This is a genomic window from Dickeya sp. ws52 (assembly GCF_007210685.1).
In the GTDB taxonomy this organism is placed as follows: Bacteria; Pseudomonadota; Gammaproteobacteria; order Enterobacterales; family Enterobacteriaceae; genus Dickeya; species Dickeya chrysanthemi.
In genome coordinates, this window is record NZ_SZVX01000006.1 from 40,362 (window position 1) to 57,656 (window position 17,295).

Annotated in this window: 13 protein-coding genes, 6 tRNA genes and 4 other RNA genes; 13 read left to right on the forward strand and 10 right to left on the reverse strand. The window is 45.9% G+C overall.

The window, feature by feature from the left end:
- Nucleotides 1-72: 72 nt before the first annotated feature.
- The 10 genes from cysT to FDP13_RS07290 all read left to right on the forward strand — a co-directional run bounded on the left by cysT (nucleotide 73) and on the right by FDP13_RS07290 (nucleotide 11,569).
- Entirely contained in the window at nucleotides 73-885 is an 813-nt protein-coding gene (gene cysT, locus FDP13_RS07245) for a sulfate ABC transporter permease subunit CysT (RefSeq protein WP_143839115.1), read from the forward strand.
- Nucleotides 886-894: 9 nt separating this feature from the next.
- Nucleotides 895-1,779 carry a sulfate ABC transporter permease subunit CysW gene (gene cysW, locus FDP13_RS07250; protein ID WP_012768796.1) on the forward strand — a complete coding sequence of 295 codons (885 nt, stop codon included), beginning with the start codon at nucleotides 895-897 and terminating at the stop codon, nucleotides 1,777-1,779.
- Nucleotides 1,769-2,761 (forward strand): sulfate/molybdate ABC transporter ATP-binding protein, encoded by a 993-nt coding sequence (locus FDP13_RS07255; protein WP_027711265.1) that lies wholly within the window; start codon nucleotides 1,769-1,771, stop codon nucleotides 2,759-2,761. The genes cysW and FDP13_RS07255 overlap by 11 nt, the downstream gene beginning before the upstream one ends.
- A gap of 548 nt (nucleotides 2,762-3,309) precedes the next feature.
- Entirely contained in the window at nucleotides 3,310-4,566 is a 1,257-nt protein-coding gene (locus FDP13_RS07260; protein ID WP_199886316.1) for a PTS sugar transporter subunit IIC, read from the forward strand.
- A 25-nt stretch (nucleotides 4,567-4,591) separates the two neighbouring features.
- Nucleotides 4,592-7,240: a family 78 glycoside hydrolase catalytic domain gene (locus FDP13_RS07265; RefSeq protein WP_143839117.1), complete on the forward strand. Its 2,649-nt coding sequence runs from the start codon at nucleotides 4,592-4,594 to the stop codon at nucleotides 7,238-7,240.
- Nucleotides 7,241-7,267: 27 nt separating this feature from the next.
- Nucleotides 7,268-8,212 (forward strand): AraC family transcriptional regulator, encoded by a 945-nt coding sequence (locus tag FDP13_RS07270; protein WP_012768800.1) that lies wholly within the window; start codon nucleotides 7,268-7,270, stop codon nucleotides 8,210-8,212.
- 206 nt (nucleotides 8,213-8,418) lie between these two features.
- A complete protein-coding gene (locus FDP13_RS07275; RefSeq protein ID WP_143839118.1) occupies nucleotides 8,419-9,696 on the forward strand; it encodes a carbohydrate porin in 1,278 nt (425 codons plus the stop codon).
- A gap of 42 nt (nucleotides 9,697-9,738) precedes the next feature.
- Nucleotides 9,739-10,707, forward strand: a complete 969-nt coding sequence (locus FDP13_RS07280) for an alpha/beta hydrolase (protein ID WP_033576832.1) — start codon at nucleotides 9,739-9,741, stop codon at nucleotides 10,705-10,707.
- A 170-nt stretch (nucleotides 10,708-10,877) separates the two neighbouring features.
- Nucleotides 10,878-11,183, forward strand: coding sequence for a PTS sugar transporter subunit IIB (locus FDP13_RS07285; RefSeq protein ID WP_143839119.1), 306 nt, complete (start codon nucleotides 10,878-10,880; stop codon nucleotides 11,181-11,183).
- A gap of 68 nt (nucleotides 11,184-11,251) precedes the next feature.
- Complete coding sequence (locus FDP13_RS07290; protein WP_012768804.1) at nucleotides 11,252-11,569, forward strand: PTS lactose/cellobiose transporter subunit IIA; 318 nt, start codon at nucleotides 11,252-11,254, stop codon at nucleotides 11,567-11,569.
- Between the two features lie 246 nt (nucleotides 11,570-11,815).
- Here the strand turns inward: FDP13_RS07290 and FDP13_RS07295 are convergent.
- From FDP13_RS07295 to FDP13_RS07330, 8 genes are all read right to left on the reverse strand, one after another.
- Nucleotides 11,816-11,940: non-coding RNA, RtT sRNA (locus FDP13_RS07295), on the reverse strand.
- A 46-nt stretch (nucleotides 11,941-11,986) separates the two neighbouring features.
- Nucleotides 11,987-12,111: non-coding RNA, RtT sRNA (locus tag FDP13_RS07300), on the reverse strand.
- 46 nt (nucleotides 12,112-12,157) lie between these two features.
- A non-coding RNA gene (locus tag FDP13_RS07305) (RtT sRNA) lies at nucleotides 12,158-12,282 on the reverse strand.
- 46 nt (nucleotides 12,283-12,328) lie between these two features.
- A non-coding RNA gene (locus FDP13_RS07310) (RtT sRNA) lies at nucleotides 12,329-12,453 on the reverse strand.
- Nucleotides 12,454-12,499: 46 nt separating this feature from the next.
- Nucleotides 12,500-12,575 (reverse strand) — tRNA-Lys (locus FDP13_RS07315).
- A 7-nt stretch (nucleotides 12,576-12,582) separates the two neighbouring features.
- Nucleotides 12,583-12,658: transfer RNA gene (locus FDP13_RS07320), tRNA-Val, on the reverse strand.
- A gap of 43 nt (nucleotides 12,659-12,701) precedes the next feature.
- Nucleotides 12,702-12,777: transfer RNA gene (locus FDP13_RS07325), tRNA-Val, on the reverse strand.
- A 44-nt stretch (nucleotides 12,778-12,821) separates the two neighbouring features.
- Nucleotides 12,822-12,897, reverse strand: a tRNA-Val gene (locus FDP13_RS07330).
- Nucleotides 12,898-13,215: 318 nt separating this feature from the next.
- Between FDP13_RS07330 and gltX the strand changes: the two genes are divergently transcribed.
- Complete coding sequence (gene gltX, locus FDP13_RS07335; protein WP_143839120.1) at nucleotides 13,216-14,631, forward strand: glutamate--tRNA ligase; 1,416 nt, start codon at nucleotides 13,216-13,218, stop codon at nucleotides 14,629-14,631.
- Between the two features lie 76 nt (nucleotides 14,632-14,707).
- On the opposite strand, the gene FDP13_RS07340 is transcribed toward gltX, so the two are convergent.
- On the reverse strand, nucleotides 14,708-15,976 hold the full coding sequence (locus FDP13_RS07340; RefSeq protein ID WP_033576834.1) for an O-acetylhomoserine aminocarboxypropyltransferase/cysteine synthase family protein: 1,269 nt from the start codon (nucleotides 15,974-15,976) through the stop codon (nucleotides 14,708-14,710).
- Nucleotides 15,977-16,246: 270 nt separating this feature from the next.
- On the opposite strand from FDP13_RS07340, the gene FDP13_RS07345 reads away from it, so the two are divergent.
- Together FDP13_RS07345 and FDP13_RS07350 are read left to right on the forward strand one after the other, a co-directional pair.
- Nucleotides 16,247-16,322, forward strand: a tRNA-Ala gene (locus FDP13_RS07345).
- Between the two features lie 47 nt (nucleotides 16,323-16,369).
- A tRNA-Ala gene (locus FDP13_RS07350) sits at nucleotides 16,370-16,445 on the forward strand.
- 121 nt (nucleotides 16,446-16,566) lie between these two features.
- On the opposite strand, the gene ung is transcribed toward FDP13_RS07350, so the two are convergent.
- On the reverse strand, nucleotides 16,567-17,253 hold the full coding sequence (ung, locus tag FDP13_RS07355) for a uracil-DNA glycosylase (RefSeq protein WP_143839121.1): 687 nt from the start codon (nucleotides 17,251-17,253) through the stop codon (nucleotides 16,567-16,569).
- Nucleotides 17,254-17,295: the final 42 nt, after the last annotated feature.

Sequence of the window (17,295 nt, forward strand, 5' to 3'; positions counted from 1 at the left end):
CCCCAGCGGGGCGGTTTTTCCACGTTGGTTGTCTGAACGGGTAATTCGTGTTTCATCATTGAAAGGCTTGTTATGTCGCGACGTATTTCACCGGTTATCCCCGGTTTTGGTCTGACTTTGGGCTTTAGCCTTACTTATCTGGGATTACTTGTTCTGATCCCGCTGGGCACTATGTTTTTGTACGCCAGCCAGTTAACGCTGACCCAATTTTGGGACTTGATCACCAGCCGTCAGGTCCTGTTTTCGCTGCAATTATCGTTCGGTTCCGCGCTAACGGCGGCCTTCGTCAACGGTATTCTCGGCACGCTCCTGGCCTGGGTGCTGGTGCGTTATACCTTTCCCGGTCGGAAGATCATCGACGCGATGATCGATATGCCGTTTGCCTTGCCTACCGCAGTAGCCGGGATTGCGCTGACATCGTTATATGCGCCGAACGGATTGATCGGCTCGCTATTTCCTTTCCGTATCGCCTACACCAGCATTGGCATCACGCTGGCGCTGATTTTTGTCACTCTGCCGTTTGTGGTGCGCACGCTGCAGCCGGTGCTGGCCGATATTCCCAAAGAGGTGGAAGAGGCTTCCGCTTGTCTGGGCGCCAGCCCGTGGCAGACCTTCCGACATGTCCTGCTGCCGGCCATTCTGCCCGCCTGGCTTACCGGTTTTGCACTGGCATTCGCTCGCGGTGTGGGGGAATACGGCTCGGTGGTGTTTATCGCCGGCAACATTCCGTTCAAAACGGAAATTCTGCCGCTGCTGATTGTCTCCAAACTGGACCAGTACGATTACAAAGGCGCGACCGGTATCGGCGTGTTCATGTTGGTAGTTTCTTTTATCATGTTGTTGCTGATTAACCTGCTGCAACGGCGTATTCAACCGAAGTTATAAGGGATGAGCATGGATCACAGTATTTCTGCGTCTGTGACGGAGCGTCCGCTCGCGGCTAAACGACCAACAACCTTTTATGTGCTGACGACGTTGGCATGGTTGGTGTTCGTGCTGATTCTGGTGTTGCCGTTGGTCATGGTGGTGACGCAGGGGCTGCATAACGGCATTGGCGCGTTCTGGGCGGCGATCAGTGAGCCTGATGCGCTGTCGGCGCTGAGATTGACCCTGCTGGCAACGGTCATTTCGGTGCCGCTGAACATGGTGTTCGGGCTGGCGATAGCCTGGTGCGTAACCAAGTTTGAGTTCAGGGGGAAATCATTGCTGCTGGCATTGCTGGATTTACCCTTTTCAGTCTCTCCGGTCGTAACTGGTCTGATGTATGTGCTGCTGTTTGGCGCCCAAAGCAAGTTGTACCCCTTCCTGACCGAGCATAATCTGGAAATCGTCTATGCCGTGCCCGGCATCGTGCTGGCAACGATGTTCGTCACCCTGCCGTATGTGGCGCGTGAACTGATTCCGCTGATGGAGCAGCAGGGGAGCCAGGAAGAGGAAGCCGCCAGATTGCTGGGGGCGAACGGCTGGCAGATGTTCTGGCACATCACCTTGCCGAATGTGAAATGGGCGCTGATTTACGGCGTGGTACTGTGCACCGCCCGCGCGATGGGCGAGTTTGGCGCGGTTTCGGTGGTGTCGGGCCATATTCGCGGCCTGACCAATACGTTACCGCTGCATATCGAGATTCTTTACAACGAGTACAACATCGTTGCGGCGTTTAGTGTGGCGATTTTGCTGCTGGTGATGTCGCTGGTGGTGCTGTTGCTGCGCCAGTGGAGCGAAGCGCACTTGTCGAAACAACAACAGAAACAACAGGAGCTGACCGGTAATGAGCATTGAGGTTCACAACGTTAATAAACAGTTTGGTCAGTTCCAGGCGCTTAATCAGATCAATTTATCGATTCAAAGCGGCGAGCTGGTGGCGCTGCTGGGGCCGTCCGGCTGTGGTAAAACCACGCTGCTGCGTATTATCGCCGGCCTGGAGAAACCGGATAGCGGGAATATCGTCTTCCACGGCGAAGACGTCTCAGGGCACGATGTGCGCGACCGTAACGTCGGTTTCGTCTTCCAGCACTACGCATTATTTCGCCATATGACGGTGTTCGATAACGTTGCGTTCGGTTTGCGTATGAAGCCGAAGGCAATACGGCCGTCGAAGCGTGATATTGAAACAAAAGTGCGTGAAATGCTAAACATGGTGCAACTGGAATGGCTGGCGGACCGTTACCCGGAACAGCTTTCTGGTGGTCAGCGTCAGCGTATTGCACTGGCGCGTGCGCTGATTGTCGAGCCGCGTATTTTGCTGTTAGACGAACCTTTCGGCGCACTTGACGCCAAAGTGCGTAAAGAGTTGCGGCGCTGGCTGTCTCGTCTGCACGAAGAGATCAACCTGACATCGGTATTTGTTACCCATGACCAGGAAGAAGCGATGGAAGTGGCCGATCGCATCGTGCTGATGAATAAAGGCGTGATTGAGCAGATCGGCACACCTGATGACGTGTATAACCGCCCGGCCACCGAGTTTGTTTACAACTTCCTCGGGGATAGCAATCGGCTGAAACTGGCGGGGCATGAGCAGACGATTCAGTTCCGCCCGCACGAAGTGGCGTTGTCGAAACACAAGCAAGCCGACTTCCAGCCGGTGGTGGTTAAAGATATTCGCCCGCTAGGCGCGCTGACACGGCTGGTGTTGAAAGTGGATGGTAATAATGAACTGATTGAGGCGGAAGTCGCGCATGACGATGCGGTACTGGCTGACTTAAATCGTGGCGATGTCGTGCAATTCAAGCCCAAGCATTATAACTACGACTGGGAAATCTGAGTATACCACGCGCCTGTCAGCGTAATATCCGGCGGTCTGTATCCTGCGTTATCGCGGGATACAGCGTTAAACCGCTGACTGGCTGCTTTTATTAGCGCTTCCACATTTATCCCATCATACTTCAAGTTGCAGGTGCGTTGGCTTTATTACCCCTCCTTGGGCCTCTTCCTTTCAGTGCCGCATAATGAACGCAATGCAACATTCGTCATTCGAAATGACAACAAGCGATATGAATAGATCATTTCAACAATCATAAGATATCCCCATCATATTCCACATTGCAGGTGCGTTGAGTTTATTACAGTCCTATTGATTGGTCTTGTATTTCAGTGGGGTGGCAGCGGGTTGTATTCAATTTTAGTTGTCACGGTACACTGCCTGCAACCAGAATGCTTTAGTGTGGATAATAACAATGGTTAACAATAGCAACTTGAAATTAAGATTATATATGAATTTTTAATTTTATATGTAATGAATATTCATATGCCATATGGAATATAGTTATGTCATCAAGTTTAAATATCATACAAGAGAAAATGATCGCACTGATGCAGAGTATTGGACAGAATAAATACCTGCGTGCTGTGATGAGTGGGATGATGTTGGTTCTCCCTGTAACCATTATGAGTTCTTTTGCAACCCTGCTGAAGGTATTTCCATTTGGCCCTTATCAAGAGTTTTTAGCTGCACATGATCTCGGCAGGTATTTTGATATCCCTATCAATTTTACCAATAATTTCCTGGCTGTTATCGCTACGTTTTCCATAGCGTATACACTAGCAAAGAATTTTGATGTGGATAGTTTTATTGCTGGTCTAATCGCCATGATATCGTTTTTTATCATAACGCCTTATCATTTAGGTGAGATTGGACCTTTGGGGCAATCTTTCAGTATTCCCAGTCAGTGGTTAGGTTCCATGGGGCTGTTTTCCGGTATTCTGGTGGCGATAATATCGACAAGGGTTTTTGTTGCTATAACGAATAAAGGATTAGTGATAAAAATGCCTGAAAGCGTTCCAGAGTTTATTTCAAAATCGTTTTCGGCATTAATCCCCGGCATTATAATATTAACGTCATTCACGGTTCTTTCAGCTGTTATCGCAATGAATGGATGGGGAAGTGTCCATGATATTATTTATAAAGTGGTACAAGACCCCTTAACGTCGTTAGGTTCAGGTATCGGATCCGTCATTATTGTCGCCGTGCTTGCTCAATTATTGTGGTTTTTGGGTCTACACGGACATGCAATTACACTGGGAATAGTGGCACCCATTTGGTTTGCAATGGATGCGCAACAACTGGCTGCCTACTCCGCAGGGCTTACCCCACCCAATATTACAGGCTTCGCCTTCTTTATGACTTATGGTGTCGCGGGGGATCTTCTACCCCTGGCATTTATGTTGGCCTTTATTGCCAAAAGTGAGCGTTTTAAAACACTGGGTAAAATATCATTACCGCCGGCTATTTTTACCATTGGGGAGCCGATGGCCTATGGCGTCCCTCTTGTTATGAACTTTGCTATTGCTATCCCCTATATTTTTCTGAACGGAATAATGCTGGCTGTCGCATATTACTTGACTGTCATTGGTGTTTTGCCTCGTGTTGCAGGCGTCAGCACACCCAGCGGTATGCCGATAATCATTTCTGGCTTTATGCAGGGCAGTTGGAAAATTGCAGCATTTCAGTTTTTAAGTTTCTTTGTTCGGTTCGCAGGCTGGTATTTCTTCTTTAAGGTTGCTGATGCCATTGCATGTAAAGAAGAAAACTATGAACTGGAGAAACGCAAGAACGAGATTGACGTTTAACATTCGGATAAAGAACTCACTACTAATGGTCAGTATAACCAAGCCTATGCTAAGAATTAATTGCAAATCAAATTCAATTGTGGTGGATAAGTTACCTTTACATCTAAGCTGGAGTGTTGACTTCAAACAGAAGGCGTATGAGGTTTCTGTCATTAAAAATGACAAGGTAATTTATTTCGCCGAAAAAACAAGCAATAATACAGTATTGATGATTGACTCGTTCGAACTGGATAAGAATTCAGAATATGTTGTTGAGGTCTGTGCCTATAACCAGGATGAGCAATATGAGATTTTAAAAAATACGTTCAAGACAGGTAATTTCGGACATTTCGCCGGGCAATGGATTTCCGGTGGTAAGACACTAGCCACTGAGTCAGATTATTATCTTGAAAATCGGAATTCAATACTGAGGAAGATATTTGTCGTTGATCAGGATATTATTGACTCGAATATTAACATTGTTGGCTTAGGTTATTATAAACTTTATATTAATGGGAAAGAGGTCGGTGATAGTGAACTGAATACGGATTGGACCAATTATAATAAAACCGTTTATTACGACACATATGATGTCAATCGTTATTTAAAAAAAGGCGATAATGAAATTCTGATTGAATTAGGAAACGGTTGGTTCAATCCGGCACCACTGACTTTATTTGGCAAGTATAATTTAAGAGATGTATTGTCTATAGGAGAGCCTCAAGCGATTGCGGATTTAGTCATCAAGTATGCAAAGGAGACTGTCACTGTCTCAAGTGATGAATCTTGGGAAGTGTGTGATGGGCCATACCTTTTCAATAACATATATCTGGGCGAAGTGTTGGATTTTCGATTAATTAAAGGCCAAAATACATTTTTAGTAACAAAGCCAGTTTGGAGGCCGGTAGTGATTAATCATGGCCCGAGAGGAAGACTGCTTCCAAGTTTTATTCCAAAAATAAAAAAATCAGCGCAACTCACACCTCATCATATTCATGTAGTTGATGAAAACGAAATTATCGTCGATTTTGGTGAGGTATTAACGGGATTCATTGATATCACATTAGCGGCATACGATGCACAAGAGATTGAGTTAATCTATAGTGAGGAAATTAACAACGATTATATTCTTCAAACAGATTCAACCCTGGCGGGTTTTATCGGTGAAGAGGTTGATAATGGGGTTGTTATTCCCGGCGGCCCCGGTGCTCCACACCGTGCGGAGCAAAAAGATAAAATAATATGCAAAAATGGTTTCAATCGATTCTTAAATAAGTTTACATACCACTCATTTCGTTATATGCAGATTAAAGGATTAACCCTTGATCAAATCCATGACGTTCGTGCCGTGTATGTTCACACCGACCTTGCTGAAAATGGAGCATTTAATTGTTCGGATGTTTATTTAAATAAATTACTCAAAACTGGAAATATAACCAAGCTTAATAATATTCATTCTGTTTTTAGCGATTGCGCCAGAGAGCGGTTTGCATACGGTGGTGATATTGTCGCACTAGCGAATTCACAGGTTTATCAGTTTGAGACTGCAAGTTTATATGAAAAAACCATCTATGATTTTGTTGATGATATCCGCTTGAATGGCGGCTTTCCGGAAACGGCGCCATTTGTAGGGATTAAGACAAATGGAACCGGCGAAGAGGCCGGACCACTAGGTTGGCAGCTGGCTTTCTCATATTTACTCAATATTCATTATCGGCATTACGGCAATTTACAACTGATAAAAGATATGTTCCCTTACTTTGAGAAACAGGTAATCTATTTGAATGGTTTTAACCTGGATGAATTGAGTCTCTGTTGTTTGGGTGATTGGGGTAGTCGTGATAAAAATTCTGAGGGTTATAAATCCAGTTCACCGGCTATTCGTTTTACGACCGCTTGTTTTTATTATTTTCATATTCTTCTGATGGCAAAATTCTCAACATATTTATCGTTTGACGAAAAAAGTGAATTTTACTTATCCCAAGCCAGTGCGTTAAAAAATGAGATTATTAATCGATATAGAAATACTGATGGGAGTTTTTCAGATAAAAGCCAGACTAGCTATGTTTTTGCAATCTATTTCAATTTAGTTGATGATGTCAGTGATGCTGTTAATCAATTAGTGGCGTTGATTCGAAATAATAACTATGTTATGCGATGTGGTATATTTGGGCAAAGCTTTTCCTATGAAATATTGCGTCAGTATGGCCATAATGATGTAGTTTATCATTGGTTAAATTCAGAAGACGGCTTCAAAAGCATGTTGGGTAGTGAATACAGAACATTGAAAGAGTATTTTGGTGATAATAAACATGGTTCCTGTAATCACGCGATGTTCAGCTCTTATATCAGTTGGCTATATCAAGGATTGGGCGGTATTTCTATTCAAGAACATGCTATTGCATCGGATCAGGTCGTTATTAGTCCATTTATTATTGATTCGCTGGACTATGTTGAATGTGAATATCAATCTGTTCGTGGGTTGATTTCTTGCAAATGGCATCGTGTAGAAGCACATGTTGAATTAGTGATCAAAGTCCCATTTAATTTAAAAGGATGTATTCTTTCCCTCGATAAAAGATATAATATCCATGTGAATAATGTTATTGAAATTTATTCTGATGAGTCAAAAAGGTATTTTGATATTACCGATATGGGTGAGGTTGAAATCATTTTGACTCCTGCGTTGCATTAATATACTTCGCTTCATGTGGGTGCTGTGATGGTGAATTCTAAAGTTCATGATGAGCTGATTGCATATACAGAAAGAGAGTTGGAAATCTTGCAGTCAAACTATCAGTTTAACCACAAATTCAAAAGTCACATGGAGCGCCACTTCTTTAAAGACAATCATATATATATTGAAAAGCAAACTCGGTTTACCAGAGTGCCGTTACACTCCCATGGATTTATTGAGCTGACTTATGTATACCAGGGGGGCATGAATCAAAAAGTAAATGGTCGTGCTATTACCATGGGAAAGGGTGACATAATATTACTTAATCAGTTTGCTAAACATGAAGTAGAGGCGGCGGGAAAAAATGACATTATCATCAACTTTATCATCAAGATAGGTTTTTTTGGGAAACTCATGTCTCTATTTGATCAGGGGAATTTAATCTCTGATTTTATATTGTCTTCTATAAATGGAAAGAAAAGATATGGAGAACATATACTTTTCAGGGTTGGTGATATTGAGTCGATACAAACTATAGTCGGCGTGATCATTAGTGAGATTTATAGTGATAATACACTAAAGCAAACGCGGGTTAATTTTCTTGTTGGTCTGTTAATCACCGAACTTCTGTCAAATATTGAGTCAAGTGACTATTATGCTAGTGGGAGTTATAATGAGTCGCTTTCAACAACAGTATTAAAATATATCGATGATAATTATCAAACTGCAAGTCTGAAAGAGATATCAAACCAGCTGAGGCAACCAAACTATAAGATAAGCAAGTTGCTAAAAGATTTCACAGGTAAAACATTTAGTGAACTGGTTATTGAGAAAAGAATAGAAAAAGTTATCTTTCTTTTAAGAAACACCAATCATTCAATTATTGACATCATCAATATGACCGGATACGAAAACGCCTCTCACTTTTATAAGATTTTCAAAGAAAAATTCCATATGAGTATAAAAGAGTATAGAGATAAGAATGTTTAGTGGTTTTTAATCTGTTTTTTAATGTTTTCGCATAATTTTTTATGTGGAAAGTTCTCTATTTCCTTCGTTTTTTATAACGCAACAACCGACATAGATAATAGCAAGTGACGATATAACTAGTTTTTTTTATGCAAATAAAATGTGCTTGAATAATAAAAATTGATTAAGTCCATGCATATGCAAAAAATAACTGGGAGTTATAAATAATGAATAAAGGAAGATTAGCCCTACTGATTTACACTTGTTTTGCTTCATTTCCTGCCGTTAATGCGGCAAATCTTACAGATGATGGTAATTTACAGCTCCATGGATATGGCATGGTGGGCGGGGATTTTCAGGGGGAGTTAGGCCGGCCTAAGAATATGTCTTTACATATGGACCCGACAGGGCCGAATCAGGATCCCAGAGGAAAAATGGGCGACCTGGGTAATAGCTATTGGCATGATTATTTTACAGCGCTTGCCGTTACCAAGAAATGGCAGGATGTCGGCGTTCCGGGGCAATGGGCTGATTATACTTACCAGGTTGTTGGTTATGGCGATAAGAATATCGAAACGGCACAAAATTACGGGCGATTTGGTGGTTTGTCGTTCTTACCGGACGGGGCGAATGTGTGGGGTGGGCGTCGTTATTTAGACGAAAGGGTTAATGTATTTGCATATAATACAAAAGAAGTTCATATTGATTCTGGCGTTGGTTACAGTAGTAAAGATTTAGATTTGACTATTGGCACTGCACAAATTGACTGGTCAGGTTCACTTTCGCGTCAGGCAATCGAAGGTTCAAGACGAATTTTCGATATGGCATACAGAATTGGCCCGTCTGAATGGGGTATTACTTATGTTAAGGAACTGGATAACCCTCTCGGTTCCGATACTACTCAGGCAATCAGTTTCTCTGGTAAGTATGTGTTGCCCTCTTTCCTTGGTTTAACACAAGGTAATACTATTTTTAAAGCTCAATATGGGCGTGGGGTTATTGCGCAATATTTGAATACCAGCCGGATAAGCGTATTAAGTGAAGAGGGTGACTCATCAATGCGCTTTACGGCGGATGGCACTATTGATGGTGTAGAAGGTTTTACCATCAAACCTGCTTTAATTTATGAATACACCAATAGAGATGATACTGTTCCAAGAACAACCTTTGTTGGTGATGAAGGGCATGGCGGCATAGGTAATTATGGTTCATCGGATGAAACAGGGATATTTGCCGGAATAAATGTTCAGCAAAAATTACATCAAAACTGGTCAATGCTGTATGAAGCCGTAGTGAATAATACACATAATAAGAATGGTGTTGAGGGCGCTACGGGTGTGGCTTATAAGCTCGCTGTAGGCCCGGCGCTTCAGCTTGATGTAAAACCCTATGTGGCGCCTATTGCCAGTGTAACGGTTGCTTATGTCGGTGGTGATCGTGAAATTACGAATCTGACAAAAGATTCTGAATGGCGCCTGGGATACCGCTTAGAGGTCTTTTTCTAAGAGCTCTCTGTTTTTAAATCTGAGATTACAGGACGTACTATTATGATGGAAAAATGTTTATTTATTCTCTGTTCTCTTTTTTCTTTTGCTGGTTTAGCTGAGGCTAAATCGGTTGAAAGTAAAGTGATTAATGTTGAAATGACGGTGCCGCCAGTTAGGATGGAGTCTGACATCGCCTATTCACTGACTTATAATAATATGGGTAGACCTGTACAGTTATCTATGGATTTACTTCAGCCTTATTCACCTAAACCATTACCTACAGTGTTATTTATTACTGGTGGTGGCTTTATGGATGCACCTAAAGCCAAATTCATTGGGCAGCGTGTCGATATGGCAAGAGCCGGTTATGTTGTAGCCAGTATTAACTATCGAGTCGTACCCATGGTGACGTTTCCCGGTATGCTTGAAGATGTAAAAACAGCGGTGAGATACCTGCGTGCGAATGCAGGGAAATTTGGTATAGACCCAAATAGAATTGCCGTGATGGGGGAATCGGCAGGCGGGTATCTGGCTGCGCTGATGGCGACCACTAATGGAATGCGAGAATTTGATAAAGGTGAATATCTGGATCAACAGAGTGATGTCCAGGCTGCGATTGACTTATATGGTTTATCTGATTTAACCAGTGTTGGTGATGATTTTTCAGATGAAATCAAAGAAGCGCATAAATCTCCAGCCATTCCTGAAGCTATGCTGGTTCATGGTATTCCCTGGCAAGGCGGTGGTTCTATTTTAAGTGATGTGGCTAAAGCAAAAAAAGCAAACCCGATTACTTATATTTCTAAGAAAACGCCGCCATTTTTGATCATGCATGGCGATGCCGATAATGTTGTATCACCCAGTCAAACTAAAATTTTACATGAAGCACTTTTGTCGCAGGGGGTTGACTCTACCCGATATATTGTCAAGGGGGCTGACCATGCAGGGTTTTTATGGTATCAACCAGAAATTATGGATATTGTGATTAAATTCCTTGATAAAAACCTCAAAGATAAGAAATCGTTTTAATTATATACCCAAAATAATTCGAGTTGCAGGGCAACACGCTTGCGTGTTGAACAACGCCACGCGTTGGCCCTTTAGGCAAGGCTCAGGGAGGGGCCGAGTAATAAAACCAACACACCTGCAACTTGAAGTATGACGGGTATAAAACCTCAATTATATTTTGGAGATGTCATATGAAGAAAATATTTCTTTGCTGTGCTGCGGGAATGTCAACCAGTATGGTGATGAATAAAATGAAACAGGCAGCAGCAGAAAAAAGTATTGAGGTTCAGATTGTTGCTGTATCGATGGATGAGTTTGATACACTCTTGCCACAGTATGATTGCTGCTTGTTGGGCCCTCAAATAAAATATAAATTTGAGGAGTTCAAGAAAAAGGCAGATGCAGCTGGTAAAAAAATAGCTGTTATTAATAATATGGATTATGGAATGATGCGCGGCGACAAAATTCTGGCTGAAGCATTAGCAATGTTTGATTAAATTAAGTCTGCTATTTTTATTTGGTTAATAGTCATTTAATTTACCTAATATTTTTTGAGAGAATAATCATGGATATGGAATCAACTGTTATGGAGTTGATTATCAATGCAGGTGAAGCCCGTAGTTGTGCAATGCAGGCTCTGCGTGCAGCGAAACAGGGAGATTGGGCAGAAGTTGATGCTCAGTTGGCGGAGTCTTTCGCCGCATCAAAACGTGCACATGATGTGCAAACCATGCTGATAGGTATGGATGAAGGTTGTGGAAAAATACCGGTTAATTTGGTTATGGTACATGCCCAAGACCATATCATGACTTCCATGTTGGCACGAGAAATGGTGGAGGAACTGATCAGTATTCACCGGCAGTTACAAGCCAAATCCGCATAACATCATTTCAAATCAAGAAACGGGCTTTATTAACAAGAAAAGGGTTAGGGCCTGTTTCTTAAACCCCCGCCAGATATTTACAAGCGTAGCCAGTTTAACCCGGACGCAGGTAGAAAAACTGCGACGTATATTGACCGGACATCAGGCGTTATTCTGCCAACGAATAGATAGTATGAATGATAATGTAATTACGTTTTTGCAGGATAAATCAGAAGGAACGACAGAAATACTGTGGATGGAGTTAATTGGTGGGTGGTGCAGGATGACTCGGCCTATGGCCTCGCCCTTCGGGCCAGCGCGTTGCGCTGTTGTCTCGCTGCGCTCGACTCGAACCTGAACGCAGGTTCTCACCTGCACAACATTGTGTGCATATGAAGCGCCAGAATGAATAATCGAGGAAGGTGATACATTTAGCGGTGGTGGGTGGTGCAGGATGACTCGGCCTATGGCCTCGCCCTTCGGGCCAGCGCGTTGCGCTGTTGTCTCGCTTCGCTCGACTCGAACCTGAACGCAGGTTCTCACCTGCACAAAATTGTGTGCATATGAAGCGTCAGAGTGAATAATCGAGGAAGGTGATACATTTAGCGGTGGTGGGTCGTGCAGGATGACTCGGCCTGTGGCCTCGCCCTTCGGGCCAGCGCGTTGCGCTGTTGTCTCGCTCCGCTCGACTCGAACCTGAACGCAGGTTCTCACCTGCACGACATTGTGTGCATATGAAGCGTCAGAATGAATAATCGAGGAAGGTGATACATTTAGCGGTGGTGGGTCGTGCAGGATGACTCGGCCTATGGCCTCGCCCTTCGGGCCAGCGCGTTGCGCTGTTGTCTCGCTTCGCTCGACTCGAACCTGAACGCAGGTTCTCACCTGCACAACATCGTGTGCATATGAAGCGTCAGAGTGAATAATCAAGGAAAGTGATACATTTAGCGGTGGTGGGTCGTGCAGGATTCGAACCTGCGACCAATTGATTAAAAGTCAACTGCTCTACCGACTGAGCTAACGACCCGCAGAAGTGGTGGGTGATGACGGGATCGAACCGCCGACCCCCTCCTTGTAAGGGAGGTGCTCTCCCAGCTGAGCTAATCACCCACTTCTTTACTTCATCATTGCAAGAAGACAGCTGGTATGAGATTGGTGGGTGATGACGGGATCGAACCGCCGACCCCCTCCTTGTAAGGGAGGTGCTCTCCCAGCTGAGCTAATCACCCAATCTCAAATCTTCTTACTTTACACAGCGCTGCACTCTAATGAGTGGTGGGTGATGACGGGATCGAACCGCCGACCCCCTCCTTGTAAGGGAGGTGCTCTCCCAGCTGAGCTAATCACCCCCGCTGTGTGGAGTCGCATTATAGGGATACTTGACTATGAGTCAACGCTTTTTAAAACGAAAATGGTCGTTCGTTGTAAAATTAGTCGATATGCCGTATTTCTGGGCGTTATCGTTGAATCCCTGCGTATTTTAGCGGGAGCAGACTGGCTCCGATACGGTTATGGCGTTGAGGAATCGGAGGGGAGTGATAGAATATTGCCCACTTTAAGCAGGCTGTGCCTCGCGCTGACAGCGCGCACCCTTGATGGCGGGGCGTAGTCCGGAATCCTGGTTGGTGTTAACCGACCGTTGCCGTCTAATTAAGGCCGTAATCCCAATGAAAATCAAAACCCGCTTTGCGCCCAGCCCGACTGGTTATCTTCATGTTGGCGGTGCTCGTACCGCACTGTATTCCTGGTTGTTTGCCCGTCACCATGGCGGCGAATTTGTTTTGCGTATTGAAGATACCGATCTGGAGCGTTCGACCAAAGAGGCGATTGACGCCATTATGGACGGCATGAACTGGTTGAATCTGGACTGGGACGAAGGCCCGTACTACCAGACCAAACGTTTTGACCGTTATAACGCGGTCATTGATCAGATGCTGGAAAACGGCACGGCCTACAAATGTTATTGTTCTAAAGAACGTCTGGAAGCGCTGCGTGAGCAGCAAATGGCTAACGGTGACAAGCCGCGATATGACGGCTGCTGCCGTGATTCTCATGAACACCATGCTGATGATGAACCGCATGTGGTGCGTTTCCGTAATCCTCAGGACGGTTCGGTTATCTTTGATGACCGTATTCGCGGCCCGATTGAATTTAGCAACCTTGAGCTGGACGATCTGATCATCCGCCGTACCGATGGTGCGCCGACCTATAACTTCTGTGTGGTGATCGACGACTGGGATATGGGTATCACCCACGTTATTCGTGGTGAAGATCACATTAACAACACGCCGCGTCAGATCAACATTCTCAAAGCGTTGGGCGCTCCGGTGCCGGAATACGCACATGTTTCCATGATTCTGGGCGATGACGGCAAAAAACTGTCCAAACGTCATGGCGCGGTGGGGGTGATGCAGTATCGCGATGACGGCTACTTGCCGGAAGCGTTGCTCAATTATCTGGTACGTCTGGGATGGGCAAACGGCGATCAGGAAATCTTCTCTATTGATGAAATGAAGCAGTTGTTCTCGCTGGATTCCGTCAGCAAGTCCGCCAGTGCGTTCAATACTGAAAAGCTGCAGTGGCTGAACCACCACTACATTAACCATCTGCCGCCGGAATATGTGGCGACTCACCTGTCCTGGCATATCGAACAGGCGGGCATTGATACCCGCACCGGCCCGCAGTTGAGCGAACTGGTGACGTTGCTGGGCGAACGTTGCAAAACGTTGAAAGAGATTGCCGAGTCTTGCCGCTATTTCTATGAAGAGTTCGCCGAGTTTGATGCCGATGCGGCGAAGAAACACCTGCGCCCGGTGGCGCGTCAGCCGCTGGAGTTAGTGCGCAGCAAGTTGGCCGCCATCACTGACTGGACGCCGGAAAATATTCACCATGCCATTCAGGGCACGGCCGATGAATTGCAGCAAGGAATGGGTAAAGTCGGGATGCCGCTGCGAGTGGCGGTGACCGGTGCCGGTCAGTCTCCGGGCGTGGATGTGACGGTACATGCTATCGGCCAGTCGCGTACGCTGGCACGCATTGATCGGGCGCTGGTCTTTATCGCTGAGCGTGAAGCGCAGCAATAAGCATCCGGTGTGAGATCGTGGATAAAAAGCCCTGGTTTACCAGGGCTGATTAATCGTTTAGCCCGCACTCTGGGCATCAGTTATTGAGCGCTTGTTCCAGGTCATCCAGCAAATCCTCTATCGCCTCGATACCTACTGACAGGCGAATCATTTCTGGTTTAACACCGGCTTTTGCCTGCTCTTCCGGCGTCATCTGGCGGTGAGTCGTCGAGGCAGGATGGCACGCCAACGATTTGGCATCGCCGATATTGACCAGTCGTTTGAAAATTTGCAGAGCATCATAGAACCGCACGCCGGCTTCGTAACCGTCTTTGAGGCCGAACGACAGAATGGCGGACGGCGTACCTTTCATGTATTTCTGCGCCAGTGCGTAATGCGGATGATCCGGCAGTCCGGCATAGCTAACCCATTCCACCTTGGGATGAGCGCGCAGATATTCCGCTACTTTTAGGGCGTTTTCCACATGGCGCTCCATGCGCAAGGCGAGCGTTTCCAATCCCTGCAACAATAAAAAAGCATTCATGGGCGACAACGCTGAGCCGGTGTTACGTAGCGGGACGGTTCTGGCTCGGGCGATAAAAGCGGCTGGACCAAATGTCTCGGTATAAACCACGCCATGATAAGCCGGTTCAGGGCGATTCAGGCCCGGAAATTTTTCAGGATATTGTGACCAGGGGAATGTGCCGGCATCGACAATCACGCCACCCAGCGAGTTACCATGGCCACCGACGTATTTGGTGATTGAATGTACTACGATGTCGGCGCCGAATGAGATTGGCTTGCACAGTACGGGAGAGGCTACGGTGTTATCCACTATGAGCGGCACGCCATGCTGGTGGGAAACCTGAGCCAGCGCCTCAATATCGACGATGTTGCCAGCAGGATTACCGATACTCTCGCAGTAGACCAGCCGGGTTTTATCATCAATCAGTTTTGCGATGGCTTCAGGCGAATCATCACTGGCGAAACGCACCTCAACGCCGAAGCTCGGCAACATATGGGCAAACAACGTATAGGTACCGCCATATAACTGCGGTGTCGAGACGATATTATCGCCTTGCCGGGTAAGGGTTTGAATCGCATAGGTAATAGCCGCACTACCGGCGGAAACGACCAATCCTGCGATACCACCCTCGAGTGCCGCCAGGCGTTGTTCCAGCACATCGTTGGTAGGATTCATGATTCGCGTATAGATATTACCTGGAACAGCGAGGTTGAACAGATCGGCGCCGTGTTGCGCATTATCGAATTCGAACGCGACATTTTGATAAATCGGCACGGCTACGGCTTTAGTGACCGGGTCGGAAGTAAAACCGTGGTGCAGAGCCAGTGTGGCGTCTTTCATGTTTGGAAAACTCCGGTAGATGAAATAATGACGCATTGTTAAGGTTTTTGTGAAAAGTAAGAAAAACTTTTTTGTCATAAGCTAATAGCAAACGGGCTTGATTTGCAGTGGCTTTTGCACCGACGAGAACGCTCGATTGGCTGTAAGGTGCGATTCCTGTGCTACGTTGACGGCTTTTTCAGCGGTTGATCGGATAAATAGATTTTGGCGTTGACAGGGGTAGGGGCGTTGCATATCATGCGACCCGTTCACACGATGCAGTGTCGATATGGGGCTATAGCTCAGCTGGGAGAGCGCTTGCATGGCATGCAAGAGGTCAGCGGTTCGATCCCGCTTAGCTCCACCAAACCTTACTCCCAATCAGGTTTGGTTATCGAAGGCATCATCTGGTGTGGGGCTATAGCTCAGCTGGGAGAGCGCTTGCATGGCATGCAAGAGGTCAGCGGTTCGATCCCGCTTAGCTCCACCATATTCTCTGATTTTCTCCTTCCTGTTTTATCTACCTGATTACTAAATATTTTTATTTGTTTACACCTTATTGCCGTTCGTGGTTATTGCCTCTGACCAGCAAAGGCAATGACGGGTATATATTATGAATTTTCCGGCAGACGAGGCGCCCAGTCGATAGGCGTATCACCTTGTTGCTCCAGCAACTGATTGGTTCTGGAAAAATGATGGCATCCCAAAAAGCCGCGGTGGGCAGAGAGCGGTGAAGGATGAGGCGCTTTCAGCACATGATGTCGTTGCGTATCGATAATGCTGCCTTTTTTCTGCGCGTGTGAGCCCCACAACAGGAACACAATCCCTTCCCGGTGCGCGTTTAATTTTTCTATCACCTTATTGGTGAAGGTTTCCCAGCCCAGATTGGCGTGTGAATGCGCCTTACCCGCTTCTACCGTCAATACTGTATTAAGCAGCATTACGCCTTGCTGTGCCCAACTTTGCAGGTAACCGTGTGTGGGAATGCTGAACCCGGGAATATCGTTGGCCAGCTCCTTATAAATATTGACCAGAGAAGGGGGGGCCGGCACGCCTGGGCGCACCGAAAATGAGAGCCCATGGGCCTGGTTGGGGCCGTGGTACGGATCCTGTCCCAGAATCACCACCTTGACGGCGTGGAATTCGGTAAAACGAAAGGCATTGAATACATCTTTCTGCGGCGGATAGATGACCTTGCCAGCCTCGCGCTCCTGGTGAACAAACGACAACGTATTGACGAAATAGGGTTGTTCTTTCTCTTGGGCCAGCATGTCGTGCCAGGTCAGGGAAGTGGTCATGGGAAGGCTCTTTGGTTAATCAGGTAAATATTCAATCGGGTA